Here is a 19436-nt window from a genome sequence, read left to right as displayed (position 1 = left end):
ATGAGTGCCGAATACTCCGAAGACCGCTTAGTGCAACAGACCACTGCCAACTTCTTTGAGCAGACATTGGGCTGGCAGTCTGTCTATGCCTTCGACAGCGAGAAATATGGAGCTAGAGGCACACTGGGACGCACCTCTCAAACCGAAGTCATTCTCACTCGCTATCTGCGGCAAGCCATAGAACAGTTTAACCCTGGACACTCCAGCACGGCTTATGATGACGCAATTGAAAAGTTCCTATACTTCAATCTTTCCCAATCTTTACTGCAAATTAACCAGGAAAAATACAAACTGCTCCGCGATGGTATCCGTGTCAGCTACCGCACAGCTACAGGCGAACTCAGAGAACCCTTGCTGCGCGTCATCGACTTCGACAACCCCGATAATAATCACTTCTTGATAGTACGAGAACTATGGATTAAAGGAACGCTATATCCACCAAAACGACCGGACATCATCGGTTTTGTCAATGGTATTCCACTACTGTTTATTGAACTGAAAAAATCCTGCCGGGATGTGCGGGTTGCTTACGATGACAACTTTACCCGCTACAAAACCGAAATCCCTCATCTCTTCTACCACAATGCAATAGTGATGCTGAGTAACGGCATTGATGCCAAAGTTGGCACCATCACTAGCCCCTATAAGTTCTTCCACGAGTGGCGACGGTTAACCGAAAATGAGAAAGGCAGGGTGCATTTTGAAACCATGCTGCGGGGTATGTGCAGCAAACAAAACTTCTTGGATTTGGTGCAAAACTTCATCCTGTTTGATAACAGCAGCGGCACCACCTACAAAATTCTGGCACGAAACCATCAATTCCTGGGGGTAAATCGTGCGTTTCAAGCCGTGAAAGATCGGGAAATTAGATCCGGCAAACTAGGGGTGTTCTGGCACACTCAAGGTAGCGGGAAATCCTACTCAATGGCATTTCTCACGGAAAAGGTGCATCGGCTACTCTCCGGTAGTTTTACCTTTCTGCTAGTCACAGATCGCCAAGAGCTTGATAAACAAATTGTTCAGACCTTCGCAGGAGTCGGAGCCATCCCCAACGACAGCACCCAGGCTAACAATGGCGATCATTTAGATACACTACTGAAGCAAAACAACCGCTACGCCTGCACACTGATTCACAAGTTCAACAAGCCCAATCATACATACAGCGATCGCCCCAACATCATTGTTTTATGTGATGAAGCTCACCGTACCCAGTACGGCACACTAGCAGGAAATATGCGGAATGGCTTAGAGAAAGCCTCCTTTATTGCCTTCACGGGTACTCCGTTGATGCAGTCGGAAGAAGATCAAAAAACCCGCGAGTTCTTCGGTGACTATATCTCCACCTATGACTTTCAACGAGCAGTGGAAGATGGCTCAACCGTTCCTCTTTACTACGACAACCGGGGCGAGAAGCTGCGCTTTGTGGATCAATCTGGTAATCAACAGGTGGTGGCGCGACCGGATGAACTAAACCAACGCATTGCAGACGAACTGGCGAAACTTGACTTAGACGAGGAAGCCGAAGAGCGGGTTCTCCGGCGCATTGGCAATGACTATTTGATTCTTACCGCTGACTCCCGCCTTGATCGCATTGCTGAAGATTTAGTGGCTCACTACACCACCCGCTGGCAGACTGGCAAAGCCATGCTAGTTTGCCTCGACAAGCTTACAGCTGTGCGGATGTATAACCTAATTCACCACTATTGGCAGCAGGCGATCGCTAACCAGACAACACAAGTTATACGAGCAACTAATGACCAGGATTTGATCGGGCAACAGCAGTATTTAGCTTGGCTCCAAGCAACAGAATATGCCGTGGTAGTAAGTGAAGCTGCCAACGAAAACAAAACCTTTGACGATTGGGGCTTAGATATTCGTCCCCATCGCTCCAAGATGCAAAGCCGCCACCTAGAGGAAGACTTCAAAAACGAAAACCACCCCTTCCGGTTAGCGATCGTCTGTGCCATGTGGCTAACAGGCTTTGATGTGCCTAGCCTCGCCACCCTGTACATGGATAAGCCCATGCAGGGACACAGCCTCATGCAGGCTATCGCCCGTGCTAACCGAGTTGCCGAAGGTAAAAATAATGGCTTGCTGATCGACTACAACGGCATCCTCAAATCCCTCAGAACTGCTCTTGCCAAATACGCCAAACTCAATGTTGTCATTGGAGATGATAGCGATGATCAGGCAGGTATCGTTCCCTACAAAGACCTAGAGCAACTTCGCGATAATTACGCCGAGGCAATTCAAACCTGTAGTAATCATCTTGCCAGTTTGGGGTTTGACCTTGAGGAATTAATCCAAGCTGAAGGGTTTGATAAACTCGCCCTCTTAGATAAAGAGAACCAGAACTCGGCTGTCAATGCCGTTTGCACCAATGACGAATCCCGCGCCCGCTTTGAGGTGATGTCACAGGATGTGTTTAATAAAAAACAAGCTCTGATTACGGAACCCCGCCTCACCGAACCGTTTCAGCCACAACATAACGCGATTGAAGCCGTCTACAACCAACTGAACAAACAGCAAGAACTGGCGATGGATTTGAATGCTGTGTTGCGAGCACTACATGGTGTGATCAGCAAAATCGTTACCGTCGAAACCTCTGACCGCTTACCGGGTGCTGATTCCGGCAAACTATACAACATCAGCGAAATTAACTTTGAGCGACTGGAAGAAGAATTTGCAGGGTCTAAAACCAAAAACATCCAAGTGCAAACGCTGAAGAAGGCTGTAGAACAGCAGCTTGAACGAATGTTGCGCCGGAACCCTTGTCGGATCGATCTTTATACCCACTATCAGCAGATTATTGAAGATTACAACCGAGAAACCGAACGCGCTACTATTGAGCAAACCTTTGAACAATTGTTACAACTCATCTCTGCCATATCTGAGGAAGATAGCCGTGCTGACCGCGAAGGGTTGAATGAAGAGAACCTGGCAGTATTCGATTTGCTCTGTCGCCAGAAGAACAATCTTAGTGCAAGAGCACGGAACCAAGTCAAAGAAATTGCCTACAACCTGATTGAGGCAATTAAAGCCAAACTTCGGAAGCTGGATAATTGGCGCGGTAAAGAAAAGACTAAAGCCAAAATTCAAACCCTTATCTACAACTATTTATACAGCGATAAAACCGGGCTACCTCTTGAGGAGTACGATGAAAGCGAAGTCGCACCCCTGGCTAATGCTGTGTTCCTACACATCTACCAGCAGTATCCCAGTGCCGACCAGAATCCCTACTCTGATGCTGCCTAATGGCCCAAATATAGGGTTCGTGCAACCAAGTAGGCGTTGAGCCGAGATTCATGTAAAAAAGTGCAATATAAATTGTGGAACCTTGTCACTGTCTATATTTCAGCTTTAACTACTGTTAGTAGTGCCGATGTCCATTAAAGAGTTATTTGTCATTTTTAAAGAATTAGTGTCAAGCATTGTAGTCAACTAAAAGTATTGTAAATAAAGAGCTTGGGGCTTGAGATTCCTTAATCATTTACCAGCAAAATTTAAATAATTAAATGCCTTTTCTTGAACCCCAGAAAGCAATTCAGTTTCAGTGTTTTGTGTTGGCGCACTCACTGGTGCAGCTTCTACTTCTAGTTCTAGGGAATTTAATTTTGGGTCTGAAGAGGGCGCGTTAGCGTCTTTCTCTACTGCAACTGCTTCTATGTTCAAATGAAGGCGCGGTAGCGTCTGCTACCTTGAGAACTGCTACAGCTTCGGATTCTTTCTGAAGTCTGCTACCTAGTAACAGACTTCAGCAGTTTTAGATGTGCGATCGCAATTATCGGGAAAAAACATTCTTTTAATCCTCTAGAACTGTGGAGCGATAGCGATAACGTAACATCCGTATCCCTTTTCAGTTAAGATACATCATCTGTAGCATTACAGGGATTAGCTTGGACTGAATTCACAAATCTAGACTTTGCCAAGGATAGTGACGGAACAGATAGAGATAGCAAGCCTAATCAGGGAAACCCTTTCCTGATATGGAATCAATGAAAATTATTAGAGGAAAATAATTATGAACCCTAATTTTCAAGAAGTAATAAATAGATTCATTGCTCGAATAGAAAGTTTAAAATTCAGTTTTCCGCTAATAATAAATACTATTAACTTTAACCAGCAAAATGCAGAAAAAGAGTTTACTAATTTTACAGCACCATTTTTAACTAAAGAAAGAAGTGAAAATCAGCTTGAACTGACTTTACAATTACCTATTGATCAACTCACACCTTTTCATAAGATTCGTAAGAAAGCTGCAATATATAGTATATTTCCTCAAGTTATTAAAGGTAATTTTATTATCTCCTTAATCAGTGAATTTGATATTCATTTAAGTTCACTTATCCGCACAATCTTTTATATAAAACCAGAAATTTTAAATGCTTTAGATAAACAAATTAGTTTTAAACAATTATTAGAGTTTGAAAGTATTGATGCTGCTAAAGAATATATAATTGAAAAAGAGATTGAGTCAGTTTTGAGAGAAAGTCATACTGAGCATTTTAAATGGCTAGAACATAAAACTAATCTGAAAACTCTTAGAGATTTTCCTGCCTGGTCAACTTTTATAGAAATCACTGAAAGAAGAAATTTATTTGTACATTGTGATGGAATTGTCTCCAGTCAATATATAAATGTATGCAAAGATAACAAAGTTGATTTATTAAATTGTCAAATTGGGAAGAAATTAGAGGTTACTGAAAAATATTTTAATAACGCTTATGATTGCATATTTGAAGTAGGAGTTAAATTAGCTCATACTGTCTGGAGAAAAATTCACCCTCAATCAAGAGAAATTGCCGACATAACGCTTAACAATTTATGCCTTAAGCTTATTAGTGAGGAAGAATATAAATTAGCAAATATGCTCTTAGATTTTGCTATGAGCGAACCTATTTTTAAGCAATCATCACAACAAATAAAGTTGTCATTTATCCTAAATAAAGCCCAAATACTAAAATGGATTGGAGATGAAAAGCAATGTTCTAAACTTTTAATGGAGCAGGATTGGAGTGCTTGCTCTGATGAATTTCAATTAGGTAAAGCTGTTTTATTAAATAAATTTGAAGAAGCGTGTAAAATTATGAAAAATATTGGCAGTAATTCCGAAAAACTTTCAATTATTCAGTATCGAGAATGGCCAATATTTAAAGAATTCCGAAAAACAGAACAGTTTTTGAAAGTATATCAGGAAATTTTTCAGGAATCTTTTGAATTAGTAACAGAAATGCCTTCAGCAATTCAAACGGATAAGAATCAAAACTAAAGATGCCATCCCCCGACTACATTGACAACTCCCGCCACAAGCTGCAAACTATTCTCCAAACCTTAATCGAGGATGAGAATAACAGCTACTCTAATTAAGTAGGTTGGAGGTCATGGTTCCTGAGTATTCAAACAACGATAGTTGACCAGGAGTAATATTAGACTTTTTTCGCGTGTGATAACTCAGATGACAACCACTACATAGGGGAACCAGGTTTTCCGCACGGTTATCTTCTGGGGTGTAATTAGCATGATGGACTACCAGAGTTTTTGCCATGCGTTCTGATTTGGTTAAACCAGAAGTGTCTTCACCAGGACGAATACATTGCATATTGCACTTACGGCAACGCCACTGGGCTTGTTTTTTTATAGATAAAGCTATTTCATTCCAGTTTTCAGGGTAACGTTGATGGTTAGAAGGCATCGAGTTAGTTAGAAAAGAGTGCCAATATTATGCAGGGATTAAAAGCTAATCTACCATTACGGTTTATTAGTTTTGGTTGCTGTGGGAAATAATACTTTATTAATGGCTTTATCTAAAATATCAACATCAGCATCAGGGCAAACAAACGTTTGAGTGTTCTTAACCAGTTCTCGTTTAAGCAGCTTTCCATGCCGTTCCTTATAATCATCCTTGACATACATTTCAACGTGCAAAATTTGATCAGCATTGACAGTTAAGCCTAAATGTTTAGCCCTTGCTTTGATTGTCCAAAATAATGGTTCTTGGGGTAACTTAGTTTTCTGACTGTTAGGAGTTCCTTTAGTTTTAGTTGTGGTTAAATCAAAACTTTGAACATTAGTTAGATAGTTATCTATATATTCAGGTAAATGTTGTTCTAGGTACAATGCAACGCAACTTTGTACTTGTTCACTTATATTAGGTTTACCTAGAATGCCATCAAAATTATCTAGCTTACCTTCAAGGTACAAGGAGATACATTGCGTGAGTGTGGCTGTTGCTGTTGTACCTTGTTCCTGACATCGGTGGAGAAATTTACCCCATAACTCAGAGTCACAGTTGAAGGTAGCCAGTTTTTTATTCTGCCCTGTATTAGTCATATATAAGTGATATAGGTTTATATAGGTGGTAATTGTTTTGATTTTACTATATATGTTATATATACAAACCTATATTTTAATTGCTGGCGACAATTTAAGAGGAGTCAAAATTAATCCTCTAAGATCAGCTTGTTCTTTGAAAAATTTGCATAATTTAGCTTGAAGGGCTGTTTGTAGTACTGTTGGTGTGATTAGTTGTAAATTTAATTTTGTGCAGGTTATCGGTCAATCTGAAGGGAGTTTTTACAAGCAACTCATTAAAAAAGCTATGCTCAGTTTAACAAACACTATTCTTAATTTTTATTACAAGGTTGGATAAGTGTAGTGATTTAATGGTACTGATTTGCTCAAATCAGTATTTTTCTGCGTAGGGAGCGATCGCTCCCTTTTTAAGTAGACCCCACCAGGATTGGTGTTGCTGCATAACCTTTCAGTACGCTTGTCAGACTAAGACTTTCCTACTTTCTTGCAAAAACAAAGAATAAGTGTTATCTGTAAAACCAGATAACCATAAACCTTGTTAACCAGACAACAAGCAAACCAGATTACCAGATGAAGATTTTAACTGTCACTGGATACAAAGGCGGTATATCGAAATCGACAACTGCCATACACATTGCGACATTCTTTAGCGACATTGGGAAAACCATTCTGGTAGACTCTGACCCAAATCGCACTGCCCTAGCATGGTCGAGTCGGGGGAGCCTTCCTTTTACTGTGGCTGATGAACGACAAGCAATGAAGTTGATTTCGGGTAATGATTTTGTAGTAATTGACACTCCAGCCCGACCGGACTCAAACGACTTAAAAGAATTGGCAAAAGGCTGTGACTTACTCATCTTGCCAACGATTCCAGATGTCGTGAGCTTGGAACCAATGTTAAAGACGGCAAGCGATTTAGGTGCAGCAAACTACAGAGCTTTACTGGTAATAGTTCCTCCATCACCTAGTAAAGAAGGAGCGGCAATACGGCACTCACTTATAGATAACGGTATTCCTGTCTTCAAGACTATGATTCGCCGCGCTGCTGGATTTCAAAAAGCTGCTTTTGAAGGTGTCCCTGTTAGAAACGTTTCTTCCTCAAAGGCAAGGGTTGCATGGTTAGATTATCAGGCACTAGGCAAGGAAATTATGGAGGTTTTAGGAAATGACTAATTCTAAATATGGGGATTTGATTCGCAAAGCGAGAGAAACAGATAGCCAAGAAGTTACTGAGCCAGAAAACCAGCCAGCAGTAAAACCAGATAACCAGATTAGTAGCCAGCCTGTAAAGCAGACAGAGGGTGAAAGAGAAAACCAGAAAACCATCAAACAAGAGAATCAGCCAGCAGTAGAACCAGATAACCAGACTGAGCGAGAAAGAGAAGTCAACCTCTGCGTAAAAGTGCCTGAATCACTCAGACGACATTGGGCAGCAGAATCTAAGCGGCACGGAATAACAATGACAGAAGTAATAATTCAAGCTCTTAAAGAGCGTTTCGGTTCGCCCAATTGAAAACCCTAGCCCAATCAACTGTTAGTAATTAACAATGGACAGAACAGAAATCAATTCACCTAAGTTTGAACTGTATGAATTCGTCATTCTTTCTTGGGATGACCAACAACATAAAACGAAAGTTGTTCGGCGCTGGTTTGATTTTGATGATGGCGACGGTGGCTGGTGGTATCAACTCAATGGTATGGGCGATCGCCTTTATCCCGAATCTACTATAGAAGTTGATTTTCCTTTATGAATGTTTAGGTAGAGCGTGCGATCGCCTATCTAAACTTCAGTATACTTCGTTGCAACTGGCTTCACAGTAATCTACTTACCACTGTATGTTGAGCTTGAAGTTGCTGAACTTTGCGTACCGTGTTAACCGCAACCCCTGCTTTTTTAGCCGAAGATCGTAATGATAAGCCCTCGTTAAGTGCTGCAATTACTCGCTGCGACGATGGCTTTGCTAGAAACTCCTCTGGTGACTCACGCTCTGGGGGGCGTCCAATGTGCTGACCCCACTTTTTAGCTCGTTCCATCCCTGTTTTAATTGCCTGCGAACGCTTCAAGGCTTTTGTTTCTTTTTCAATTAATTGTTCAATTTCGCTCTTGATACCCTCTAAAATATTTACTTCAGTCGCTGATAATCCCTTTCTACGCATCCGACGTAAATCACTTAATACAGCCTTAGCTTGTTCAGGGGTAAAGAAATTATAATATTCAGTGAGATTGCCAATAGGAATATTGAAAAAAGAATATTTATATTTAAAATATTTTTCGACGTTCCCCCTGTGCGCCCATGTTCCCAACACTTTAATTGAAAAATCTTGAAAATGTTTAGCTAAATCATTGTTTATTTCAGCTATTCTGGTTTCAACTTCCCGATGAGTTACGCCAATTTTGTATAGTGTTTGCTCACCAATATCAATTTTGATATAGTAAAGGGTAGTAGATAAAATTTTACGAAATTCTGCTTGATAAATTTGCAAGTCTCGTAAGCATTGATTGAAAATTGGCAGGTTTTTTAAATAAGCAATTCGCAGATCACCTTCAAGGTCTTGTAATTTTTTCAACAACATTACTTCGTGGACTTCATTAAACAGCATTAATGACAATGCACGTACAGGTATTTTTCCGAGTTTTGTAAAGTAATATTTTTTGGTGTATGGATTATATTCCAGCAATTTCTGATCGATGAAAGGTTTTAAAACTTTTTCCTTGTAAATCCCTCCACCCGCTCCATGTTTATCCCAGAGTAATTTAAGCTGTTCAAGCTCTTTACCTGTCAGGTAAATATTGAAATTATCATACAAAGGCAGATTGGGAGGCTGGGCGCTACGATTTACTTCTTGGCAAGTCTCTCCAGTGTGGGCGAAGTGATGTTCTTTTCTGCGCCCTTTCTTAGCAGTTAACCCACCGTCGCAATAAGGGCATCTTAAGCTAGTCTTCCCGCTCTTGACATTTTCAACTGGTACTAGACTATTATCTTGGGCAATGCCATACCTGAGCCACATTTGAGCCACCCTTTAATTAATACAGGTGTTGGTCGAGGTTTTTGAGTGGAGTGTGTAATTGAGGATATTTTTGAGTGTATCAATTAAAGGATAGTATGAAATTACAGCATGAGTAGTATTTAGCTCCTTATAGGCAATTACATATTTACTTTGCAGACTTGGTTGAGGAGGAAGAACATGATTTGTGCCTGCGCTATGCTTAAACTTTTCACGCATACTTGTAGAAATATCAAGTTTTTTTCTTGACTAAACCGGATTGCCGAATGCAGCAAATTTTCGACCCTGTTAGGCACAAGAACGTCAAAGCTAAAGTAAAAGAAGCGATTAAATCAGAGTTTAATCATTGCTGTGCCTACTGTGGTTCCAAGTCTAAACGCTTAACCCTAGACCATGTAGTAGCTTCTTCACAAGGCGGTATCAATTCATGGCTCAACCTAGTACCAGCCTGTGCAAAATGCAACAGTAGCAAAGGTTCTAAAAATCTAATTGACTGGTACACAGTCTCGCTGCCTTGTTATTCAGAAGCTCGGTTGCAGCGAATTTTAAACAGATATAGCGCCAAGTCGGGGACGTTTCCGCCTAATAGCTCGAAGGGATTTGCTTAATTTTGGTGAGCGATTGGGATCAGCAATTCTCTTCAATTCCTTGCTAACCGTGCCAAGTGTAACAGGACAGTCATAAGTTGCAATGCAACAAGGCAGTCAAAGATAGCAGTGCAACAAGGGAAAAAGAATTTCAATAGTCTAGCAGCTTTTTATTAGGCACTACGATAGTAGTGCGTTATTACCTGGAATACGCGCGTATTGTATCTAGTTTCAACGGTATAACACTTTTAACAGACTGCTACAACACTAATTTATCGGCAAAAACAGACCTGTTAACAAGGTATGACACTGGTAACAGACTGATATAAAACCGTGAATTACTCAGTATGAATTTTATCTTATATGCGGCAAAACAGTAAGTCAGATGCCTTAAGTTGTTTAACAAGTTGTAGTTTTATTTTGTTAATATTTTTCCTTTGGGTAGTACTACCTTTGATCTTTCTTTTGGCGTATATTGCCTCAATGGGGTCTCTTGAAATTGGTTTCTTGGTACTGCTTGAAGTAGTGGGCAATCTTGGAGCATTAGCACTTTGGTTACGATTGTTTGCCCCGCAAAACAACCGCAGATATTAGTACTTGCTTTTTGACCAACGCGATCGCACCCCACACCCGCACGTCTAAATTTCGCCTACCCTAAGAGGAAAACTGCCTTGAGCTTGAGCCACAAGCGCCACAAAATCAAATTGATGACCAATCTACACCTAAAGGCAACTAAACAGCCTTTAAAGCCCAATTACTCGGAATACTCCCTCTAGCAGCGAGCGAACTGAGTGCAGGACGCGGGGGATTAACCCAGTAGCTACTTGCTATTGACTAAGAAGGGATGAATGCAATATGTCCAAATATCCTTTTTTTAACACAGCCAAATATAAACGGTTGTACCTCTAGAAGAGAAAAACAGATGTAAATGCCTTGTATCAATAAAAGGCTATAAGGAATGCGGCTCAATTCCGACTCTTGGCGGCGTGAAATTAGCAGTCATCTAACAAATTATTGCATGGTTGCTTCTTTGTTAAAAAACCATGAAATAATCATGGTTACGCTAATCGCGGTTTTCGTAATCATGGATGATAGTAAGCTTGTCCCCCAATTACCGGATTTACTGATGCTGGCGAATCAGACTCCAGATGTTTTACGTGACTTTGTAGCTGATAAGCGCAGCCCTAAAACTAAGTCGGAATATGCTAAGGATATTAAAGATTTTTTCCAGTTTGTTACTGGTAACAACCCTAGACCTCAACAAGTGGTTGAGTTTCTAGAGTTAGACAGGTTTCGGGCTATGGCTATTGTACTGAGTTATAAACAAAATTTAATTGAACGTGGACTCAAAGAGGCGACGGTGAACAGGCGCTTGGCTGCTCTGAGGAGTTTGGTGAATTATGCTTTTAAGGTTGGTAAGTGCAGTTGGACTCTTGCTGATCTTAAATCAGAACGCATTAAAGCATATCGCGATACTACTGGTATTAAACCATCGGAGTTTAAGAAAATGCTCTCCTTACCCGATCTCGACACTAATCGGGGTAGGCGTGATTATGCCATCCTGCGATTGTTGTGGGATAACGCACTTAGACGCGGGGAAGTATCATCGCTAAACATTGGCGATCTAGATTTAGATGCCCGTCGCCTGTGGATTTTGGGTAAGGGTCGGGGGAGTCAGAAGGAAGCGATAGCTTTATCAATTCCAACTGTTAATGCTTTGCAGGAATGGTTACAGGCACGACGGGAAACTGACATTAATCAACCTCTGTTTATTAGCCTTGACAAAGCATCACCAGGGCATCGTCTCAGCACTACTTCTATTTATAAGATTGTCAATGCGATCGCTCTTGATGCTGGTATTACTAAAAAACTTAGTCCTCACAGAATACGCCATAGTTCTGTTACTGCTGCACTTGAGGCGACTGGCGGCGATGTGCGACGGGTGCAGAAGTTGTCGAGACATTCTAACCTTAATACTTTGATGATTTATGACGATAACAGATTGAGTCATCAAGGAGAAATTACAGATATACTCGCAGATTTAGTTTAAACTACACTACATTTGAAAACACCTTAACGATAATTAATCTTCGGGTTAACCGAAAATAGAAAACCTCATTAATAAATCCCTAAATTTTTTATTTAATCAAATGGATAATTAGAACAAAATAGCTTTAGTAAACATTGTTCTAAATAATTATGACCAATCCAAAATGTTTCTCTTAAAAGTTCATCAGATAAAAATTCTGAATTTTTTGATTTTTTAACTCTCGGATGAACAATTGCGTTTCTCACCTCAATAACTGCAACTATAGTATCATCCCAGTTTAACTCTTTTGCTTTTTTCTTAACTTCTACATAGTTATCTAATGGTTCTATATTAATATTTAGAAATTTGAGCAGTAGCCTAATTTGATTGCTAGCCCTAATTCCTTGAAAGCCATCGCTGTTAAGACACTCATTACTTTTAAGATATGTCCAGGCTATTTTTTCTAACGAGGCTTGTACTAATATAATACCAGTATTTAGATTGGTATTAAGGCTTTCGATATACCATTCAATTGTATTTTTTATAGTTATATGCCAAACTTCGTCTTTCCATTTATCTACAAATCCAGGGTAAATATCAACGATATCTAGTGAATCACTATAAGGCATCCAAGAATGGCTTGGTCGATATGAATCGCATGGAAGAATTGGAGTACGCCATTCTTCAAAAAGCTCATTTCCTTCAGAATCAAACCCTGATAATAAAATAGGAGCTATCCAAAAGCCTCTAGCAAAAGACAAATAATAACAAAAAGCTTTAATAATTTTATAACTTTCATCAAGACTAAATAAAGCACCATCTAGTTTTTCAACCTTGCAAAGATGAGTAATTCCATAACCACCTTCATCGTCTAATTTTTCTTCAAGCTCATGGCAATTATCTAAAGTTCCTATAACAATATGCCAGTTATCATAGTCAAATATGAATTGACCATTAAACATTAGCCAAGGTTCTCGTTTTGCTTCTAGAGTGTTACTTTGCTCATCTTCTTCGTAATCATAATTAGAACAATCAAACCACCAAAAGTTAGGAATATTAAAAACAACCGAGGATAGGTTATCACTATTTCCTTTGATAAAAGGCTCTACTACATATCCTGATAATTCATTTTTTTATTGCCCCAATGTGTTGTACGAGCAACTTCAATTTTTAATCGTGACTGTGATGATAGTTCGGTTAATTTTAAATCATAGTTTTCTGTTTCTGAATTTAATCTATCTTCTCCATAATAAACAAATTTAAAAGTTATTCTTGGAGATGGATACCAACTTAATTTGACAAATCCTTTTCCTTCAATAGTATTATCCTTATCAAGGATTTCAGTAAATCCTTGATAAAGCATAATATGCTGATTAGGAAATTTTTGAAGTATGGTTTTAGGTTCCGGTTTCCATCTCATATCTTTTTTACCTATAAAAAACTAGCAATAAAATATTATCTCAATATAATATTACTTTATTAAAATGCTCTTTATGCTGGTTTAACTTCAAACGAGACAAAGTTGTCATTTGTATTTTTTATCAATTAAGCCTAAAAACGGGTCATTTTTACAAAACTTTATAAGGCTGCACTTGGTGACACGAACCTTCTATTTACGCCGTTTAGCTGTGATAGAGTGCGCGTGCTTATAACGCATTTATGGTGCAAAGTGTTCTGAGTCAACCCTCACAACAATGTTTATGAGCCTATCAAACTGCCTGAATAGTCCTTGTTGACAGGCTTTGCGCCTCGCCAATAGTAAGATATTCCTGTAAAACTTTGCCGAAAAGAATGCACGGGAATACAAATAGTCTTAACGGTTTATCAAGCTTTTACCAGTGATTGATCATGGGACAAGTGCAGTACAAGGTGCAGTACAAGGTGCAGTAAAAGGTGTAGCAGTGCAGTTAAAACAGTTATTAATTTCGGTACAAGGTACAGTTGAGTGTGTGCAGTAAAACAGTGCAAAGTGCTATCAATATGTAGTAGAAAAGTATTAATACTGTTGGCTAAAGACTCTTATAAAATGGGCGATAGCGCCAGCGCGCTCGCAGAGCTTCGCCCATTGTGTTGTAAGGGAGAAGGGGGAAAAGGGGTCAAAATTTACCCGATTAATTACTGTGACAACAGTTTTGAGTATTTTTACTTGTTACAAACTGTTTTAACTGTAAATAACATCCATTAAACTGTAAATCAATATTCACCAACTATCTAGTCTCTAATAGAATTAGGGTTGGTTCCCATAAATCCTATTTCTATACCATTTTCTCTAAGTAGGTCTCTGGCTTTTGTAATTCTTGACAATAATATTAAAAACGCTAACACAGGAAGTTTAGGCATAAAGCTTAATATGATAAAGGCTAATAAGAAAACTCTCGGCTGATTTAAGAGTTTTAATAGTTTAGATAAGCAAAAAGCTTGAAACAATCCAAACAGGATTTGAGTAATAATAACAATAGTTGCAAGATAACACGGTAGTAATTAAGTGCAGGAGGAAATTAATCATTTCAACAATCATGATACTTTTTAAATAAGCACCATAATAGTGGTGCTTTGGTGTAAAACTTTGATTCAAACTAAGTGCGATCGCTAACAACACTGTAATCTGAGTTAGAAAGTGTAGTCCCTTGTCGAGTAGTGTAAAAGTGAATCAAGTTAAGGTAATACTGAAAGTTATATATAGTAAACCGTCATAGTTTTACATAACAAAAGCGCCAAAATGAACAATCCTACACCATTACAGGAACTTTATACCCAAGAACTGGAAGCTCTTAAAGATGCCCCTCCAGTTCCTTTATATATTGATAAGCTAACAGCACTTGCCATCATCAATAATATCCAACTAGCACTCAAACAGCCTGAGAACAAGGGTTGGTCTGCTGAATCAGGAAAAGCGATCGCACTTCAGTTACAAGAACTTTTTTCCCCTAATTCTGCTATCTACCAAGTTTTAGAAATGGGTTGGAATACTGAACAAAAAGATCTTCTTTCCGAAGTTTTAAGTGAAGTTAATGAACTTTTAATTCCACCTAAAGAAGATTTATTAGAGCATCCATCTTTTCAAGCAAAACTCGAATCAGAACTATTTGAAATAGAAATTTCAAAAATGAGTCAAGCTATTATTTCCACATATTTTAAAAAATCAAATTCTGGGGTTAAGGATTTTACTAATAATGATGACAATACTGATAATAGCAACAAACCTAAATTAGAGAAGGCACAAAATAAACAGTGTAGTTTAGATTCTGACTTACGAATTAACTTTCTGGAAGAGCGAAAATATTTATATTTAAAGTCAATTGCTCCACAAAATATCAAAAATGCTGATAATTGGAAGCAAATTTATTTATTTAAAGGTGATGACGACTATATTTTAACCTTGCTTTATCAGCAGTACGAGCAAGCTTTTATCACAAAAACGAGAGATATTACAAAAGCGACTGAAGCAATTAGAACTATGTATGAAGTTCTCGAACTCAGTCCACCTAAAATAGTATTTGTAAATACTCCTGCTGCTGCTTTTGATTACTTGCTAGCAGATTACAAAAGAGCCATTGAGCAAGTTACCTTTTCTAGTGAGTCTTTAGAAGAGTGGGAGTTAATACTGCTCAAACAACTAAGACCTCAATTAATAAATCAACTAAATAGTGAGGAACTTCGTGTAGCTGTAGCAGATCTGGTAGAGCAATTAATAGCTGGATGCCTTAACTACCATTTGAAAAAATTGATTTTAACACCTTTTGGTAAGGACTTATCGACAAAAATCGAACAACGTTTGCTTGGTCGTTTAAAAAAGAAACTTCTTGAGCAAAAACCACGCTTAAAATGGGAGTTAGAAGAGTATCAACCTAAAGATGTTACTTACCACTTACTAGAAAAATTACAACAAAAATTTGTGTGCAATTTAGATTTAGAAGAAATGGTTAGAGCAAGTCTTGGGAGTGATTTAGAAGAGCGCATTTGGAGCCAACTTTGGAGCGAGATAGTCCGTCAAATGGACAGCTTCGCATCAATAAAATTAGTTAGTTGTATTCGGACTGAAGTATTGCTATATAAACATGGCTATTGGTTTGATTTTTTCATCAATGAGTTAGGTTGCACTTACCCCCGTAAAACCTGGGAAAGTTTTCAATTGCTCACCGAACATTGTGGATGGGTTTTTGCCTTTGAGGAACTGTGCATTGTTTGCGATCGTTTGAGTAGTCAATCATTGTCTAAGTAACGAGACTGAAATTTCAGTTCATAACTTAAGTAACAGTTTATTACCAACAGGATCAAATTCCCAACAAGGTGCGGTATAAAGTGAAACAAGGTGCAGTAGAACTGTTGAAAAGTGAAACAAGATGCAAAACATTGAAAAGTGAAACAAGAGAAAAACAATTTCAACAAGCACGGTACTTTTTGAGTAAGCACCCCGATAGGGGAGCTAATACAAGATATTAAATGTGCGATCGCACTATGCACACTATAAAGTTAAGGGTAGCCTATCGGCTCTTTGTTACAGACTGTTAAATACCTCCAAACAAATTAAAACCTGCTATCGCAGTTCAAATAAGTCTGTAAATTTATCACTTTCCATTTTTTACTGTTTTTACTGTTTTAACAGCAAGTTTACTTCTAATACTTAAACTCACTTTTAACAGTAATTCATTTTTTACCAAGTGAGTGCGTGCAGTTACAAAGTGCAGTGCAATCGCACTATTAACTATTAGATACAAGGTTAAACCTTGATAATAAGTTATTTAGCTGTTTAAGGAAGCCTAACGGCTTCTATGAAACCGAATTAAAACCTACATCCAGAAAACTGCTATCGCAGAGCAAACGAAAAAGTCTTTTTCCACTTGAAACATTAAACAGTTGTGTAGGTAATAGTACAACAAGGTAAATAGCTTTGATAACTACCCCAGATTTTTCCAAGGAATTAAAATTTGGTCTTGATTTAATTCCTTGGAAATTTCTACAGGTTGGAAGTACCGCGTCATGGAGTTTGGCTACAATTCCATCTGTGATTCTTGTGGTGACTGGTATTGAGCTATTAATTGCATTTGCTCTGCCTGACGATCTTGTTCTTGCTGTTGTAAAATTCCGTTCCAGCCAGCCTCATCCAGTTCTACCTTCTGACTGTTGGGTAAAACGCTCATTACTTCCTCTTCTAGTTCAATACCTTCCTCATCACCCTTAAAACTTACTACAACATCTTTCCCAAGCTTTTGTAGAGATTCTATTGGGAGTAAGTCAGCGTTCTCAGCACTGATGTACATAGTTTGGTTTTGACCAAAACTAGGATCTAATGCTACATAAGAAATTGCTTCGATTGGGTCTTGAGTGATAATGACTTTATTAATAGGTGCGTCACTTATTGAACTTATCCAGAATGTTGCAGGTTCTCCATTTACTTCTTGCTCGACATCTGGTTCTAGTGCCAAATTGAGCCATTCATTATCTTTGGTTTCAGGGTCAAGTACCCAAACGCCTGTTTCAACATTTTCTCCTGTACGCAAACTGAATACAGCCATGCCATCATCATTGGCGTAAACCCATTCTGCTTCGTGCAGCAGATCGAGTATTTCAGCAGGCAAACAGTATTCCTCAATTAAGTGCGATCGCAACGGCTGCCAATTTTCCTCAACTGGATCAACATCTACTGATTCATTATTATCATCATCCTGGTAAGGCTCAGTTGGAACAGTTGGATCACTTAGAACAGTTTGATTAGTTGGAATAGTTGGGTCATGTTGAACAGTTTGATTAGTTGGAGCAGTTGAGTCAGTTTGATCCGTTTGATAGTTAAGATTTGAGGCATCTGAGGGTGCGATAGCATCATTTGATTGCAACTGATTGGGTGCGATAGCACCAGTGTTTTCCTGTGCAATACTTTCCTCAAACAAAGCTCTCGCTTCATCTGATATCAACTCATTGAAGATGGGATTATTGATATTTTCTTTGTAAATATTATTGATCCGTTGTTCTTCTGCACGTCTATACTCTATTACTTCGGCTGTACGACGTGCTTGTTCTGCTGCTTGTTTTTCTCTTACTTGTTCTCGTATTTCACGTGCGCGATTTTCAAGGAACTCTTTATCAAAATCATCTGGAACAGCAAAAAGATCAGCGTAATTTAATTTCTCATCATCATTAGCAGTTTCATCACTACTAGCTGTTGCAGCTTCATCACTTTCTAGTTCAAGCTCTAGTTCTAATTCTGGTAGTAATGGCAGTTGCCCTGGTAAGTCTAATTTATTAGTGTGGGGTGGAGCGATCGCTCCAATAGTCTCGTTATCAGTTGTGGTCAAGTTCTGACTGGTTAAAGCTGGTGGACGACTGGAAGCTGTGGTAATTGCATTACTGTCTCGTTCTGGGTCATACTCTACGCCTCGATGCTTCTGTAATCCATTGAAAGTGTATGCCCTACCCAAGTGAGTGCCACTAAAAGCAATCTCGTCAAGCTCGTAAGAAATACCCATTGAGCCACTAACAGTTTCCTTAACTTGTATATTAATACCTTGATCTTTGAGGAGGTCGATCAGTTCTGGCATCGTTGGTTGTTGACTGCATAATTCGTCAATAGTGTCTTGTAGCTTGACGCGCACGCTATCTTCACCTGTTCGAGCAAGTAATCTACGTTCTCCAGTAGTGGGTGAACGTCTATCCTTGTCGTAGCTGCTTGGTGTTGGTGTTAGGTTGTAGTCTTGTTCAAGTTTTTTAACTACCGCTTCACTTCTTACTTTTTCCCAGCTATCGGTTACACACTTACCTGTATCTTCTCTTACTCGACAGGCTGCAATGTGAATGTGGTCATGATCTCGATCTGTATGGTGAACCACTGCGTATTTATTGCAGTCATAGCCCATTTCTTTTAGGTATTCTTTTGCAATTTTAAGCCAATCTGTAAGGGAAAGTTGGTCATTTGCTGGAACGCTCAAAGAAAAGTGACCAACAGGCTTTTGGACTCTAGCACTCTTGAGGCTACTTTCTTCCATTTTGTTTGCTAATTCCAAAGCTGTTTCTCCGACTATATTGCCACCGATCAACTCAGCACCAGGCTTAGAAAATAGGTAGTTGAGCAAGCCATGAAAATTACTGCCTTTAGTAACCTTGCTAATCATAGGCTGGAACTAATAGAGTGATTAGCAATTAAGGTACGCGCTTCGATTAGTTCGGCTTTTACAATCGTAAGTAGATGGCGGGTAGCTTCTGGTTGAGAACTATCTTTTATGTAGCTATTTAGTTCTGATAAAGTTTGTGCTGTTTTTTCAATAAATTGGAACTTGGTAGCATCGTCTAGTAATGGCGCTTCTTTGAGTGTGTGTTCTCTAAATAAGTCACTGACTGTGATCCGCTCACGCAATGCCATCCGTTCGGCTAATTCATTTTCACTCTTGGTTAGCCGTATTTGGATACGTTTGTTGCGGACTTCTTTAGCCATGCCCAATGTTGCCATCGCACAATTAGAATTTATTTTACAGGTTTAACAACGATTGCATTCTATGTCTTTCGGTAGT

16 protein-coding genes are annotated in these 19436 nt (G+C 39.0%); 8 read left to right on the top strand and 8 right to left on the bottom strand.

Annotated elements, in window-relative coordinates:
* A complete protein-coding gene (locus CRI9333_RS23650) occupies window positions 1-3255 on the top strand; it encodes a type I restriction endonuclease subunit R (protein WP_015205587.1) in 3255 nt (1084 codons plus the stop codon).
* A 231-nt stretch (window positions 3256-3486) separates the two neighbouring features.
* On the opposite strand, the gene CRI9333_RS23645 is transcribed toward CRI9333_RS23650, so the two are convergent.
* Window positions 3487-3672 carry a hypothetical protein gene (locus CRI9333_RS23645; protein ID WP_041227049.1) on the bottom strand — a complete coding sequence of 62 codons (186 nt, stop codon included), beginning with the start codon at window positions 3670-3672 and terminating at the stop codon, window positions 3487-3489.
* A gap of 349 nt (window positions 3673-4021) precedes the next feature.
* Here CRI9333_RS23645 and CRI9333_RS23640 point away from each other — a divergent pair, with 349 nt between their 5' ends.
* On the top strand, window positions 4022-5269 hold the full coding sequence (locus tag CRI9333_RS23640) for a hypothetical protein (protein ID WP_015205586.1): 1248 nt from the start codon (window positions 4022-4024) through the stop codon (window positions 5267-5269).
* Between the two features lie 90 nt (window positions 5270-5359).
* On the opposite strand, the gene CRI9333_RS23635 is transcribed toward CRI9333_RS23640, so the two are convergent.
* Together CRI9333_RS23635 and CRI9333_RS23630 are read right to left on the bottom strand one after the other, a co-directional pair.
* A complete protein-coding gene (locus tag CRI9333_RS23635; RefSeq protein ID WP_015205585.1) occupies window positions 5360-5692 on the bottom strand; it encodes a hypothetical protein in 333 nt (110 codons plus the stop codon).
* 56 nt (window positions 5693-5748) lie between these two features.
* Complete coding sequence (locus CRI9333_RS23630; RefSeq protein WP_015205584.1) at window positions 5749-6330, bottom strand: hypothetical protein; 582 nt, start codon at window positions 6328-6330, stop codon at window positions 5749-5751.
* A gap of 552 nt (window positions 6331-6882) precedes the next feature.
* Here CRI9333_RS23630 and CRI9333_RS23625 point away from each other — a divergent pair.
* The 3 genes from CRI9333_RS23625 to CRI9333_RS23615 are packed head-to-tail and all read left to right on the top strand — an operon-like array spanning window position 6883 to window position 8063.
* Entirely contained in the window at window positions 6883-7485 is a 603-nt protein-coding gene (locus CRI9333_RS23625) for a ParA family protein (RefSeq protein ID WP_015205583.1), read from the top strand.
* Window positions 7478-7825, top strand: a complete 348-nt coding sequence (locus tag CRI9333_RS23620) for a hypothetical protein (protein ID WP_015205582.1) — start codon at window positions 7478-7480, stop codon at window positions 7823-7825. Before CRI9333_RS23625 ends, CRI9333_RS23620 begins: the two co-directional genes overlap by 8 nt.
* 34 nt (window positions 7826-7859) lie before the next feature.
* The gene (locus tag CRI9333_RS23615) at window positions 7860-8063 is read left to right on the top strand and encodes a hypothetical protein (protein ID WP_015205581.1); all 204 of its coding nucleotides are present in this window, start codon (window positions 7860-7862) and stop codon (window positions 8061-8063) included.
* Window positions 8064-8124: 61 nt separating this feature from the next.
* Here CRI9333_RS23615 and CRI9333_RS23610 read toward each other — a convergent pair whose 3' ends face one another.
* Window positions 8125-9321 (bottom strand): GIY-YIG nuclease family protein, encoded by a 1197-nt coding sequence (locus CRI9333_RS23610; protein WP_015205580.1) that lies wholly within the window; start codon window positions 9319-9321, stop codon window positions 8125-8127.
* A 263-nt stretch (window positions 9322-9584) separates the two neighbouring features.
* Here CRI9333_RS23610 and CRI9333_RS23605 point away from each other — a divergent pair, with 263 nt between their 5' ends.
* Both CRI9333_RS23605 and CRI9333_RS23600 read left to right on the top strand, forming a co-directional pair.
* Window positions 9585-9926 carry an HNH endonuclease gene (locus tag CRI9333_RS23605; RefSeq protein WP_041227048.1) on the top strand — a complete coding sequence of 114 codons (342 nt, stop codon included), beginning with the start codon at window positions 9585-9587 and terminating at the stop codon, window positions 9924-9926.
* Window positions 9927-10959: 1033 nt separating this feature from the next.
* Complete coding sequence (locus CRI9333_RS23600) at window positions 10960-11955, top strand: tyrosine-type recombinase/integrase (RefSeq protein ID WP_157462492.1); 996 nt, start codon at window positions 10960-10962, stop codon at window positions 11953-11955.
* A 92-nt stretch (window positions 11956-12047) separates the two neighbouring features.
* Here the strand turns inward: CRI9333_RS23600 and CRI9333_RS23595 are convergent, their stop codons facing one another.
* Together CRI9333_RS23595 and CRI9333_RS23590 are read right to left on the bottom strand one after the other, a co-directional pair.
* The gene (locus CRI9333_RS23595; protein ID WP_041227046.1) at window positions 12048-12896 is read right to left on the bottom strand and encodes a hypothetical protein; all 849 of its coding nucleotides are present in this window, start codon (window positions 12894-12896) and stop codon (window positions 12048-12050) included.
* A 146-nt stretch (window positions 12897-13042) separates the two neighbouring features.
* Window positions 13043-13354, bottom strand: coding sequence for a hypothetical protein (locus tag CRI9333_RS23590; RefSeq protein ID WP_015205576.1), 312 nt, complete (start codon window positions 13352-13354; stop codon window positions 13043-13045).
* A gap of 1299 nt (window positions 13355-14653) precedes the next feature.
* Between CRI9333_RS23590 and CRI9333_RS23585 the strand changes: the two genes are divergently transcribed.
* The gene (locus tag CRI9333_RS23585; RefSeq protein ID WP_015205574.1) at window positions 14654-16156 is read left to right on the top strand and encodes a hypothetical protein; all 1503 of its coding nucleotides are present in this window, start codon (window positions 14654-14656) and stop codon (window positions 16154-16156) included.
* A gap of 769 nt (window positions 16157-16925) precedes the next feature.
* On the opposite strand, the gene CRI9333_RS25310 is transcribed toward CRI9333_RS23585, so the two are convergent.
* Together CRI9333_RS25310 and CRI9333_RS23575 are read right to left on the bottom strand one after the other, a co-directional pair.
* Window positions 16926-19040 (bottom strand): relaxase/mobilization nuclease domain-containing protein, encoded by a 2115-nt coding sequence (locus tag CRI9333_RS25310; protein ID WP_015205573.1) that lies wholly within the window; start codon window positions 19038-19040, stop codon window positions 16926-16928.
* Complete coding sequence (locus CRI9333_RS23575; protein ID WP_015205572.1) at window positions 19037-19375, bottom strand: hypothetical protein; 339 nt, start codon at window positions 19373-19375, stop codon at window positions 19037-19039. Before CRI9333_RS23575 ends, CRI9333_RS25310 begins: the two co-directional genes overlap by 4 nt.
* Window positions 19376-19436 lie beyond the last annotated feature (61 nt).

It is taken from the genome of Crinalium epipsammum PCC 9333 (genome assembly GCF_000317495.1).
GTDB classification, from domain to species: Bacteria; Cyanobacteriota; Cyanobacteriia; order Cyanobacteriales; family PCC-9333; genus Crinalium; species Crinalium epipsammum.
Note: the sequence above shows the minus strand (reverse complement) of the source record. Positions and strands in the feature narration are given on the sequence as shown.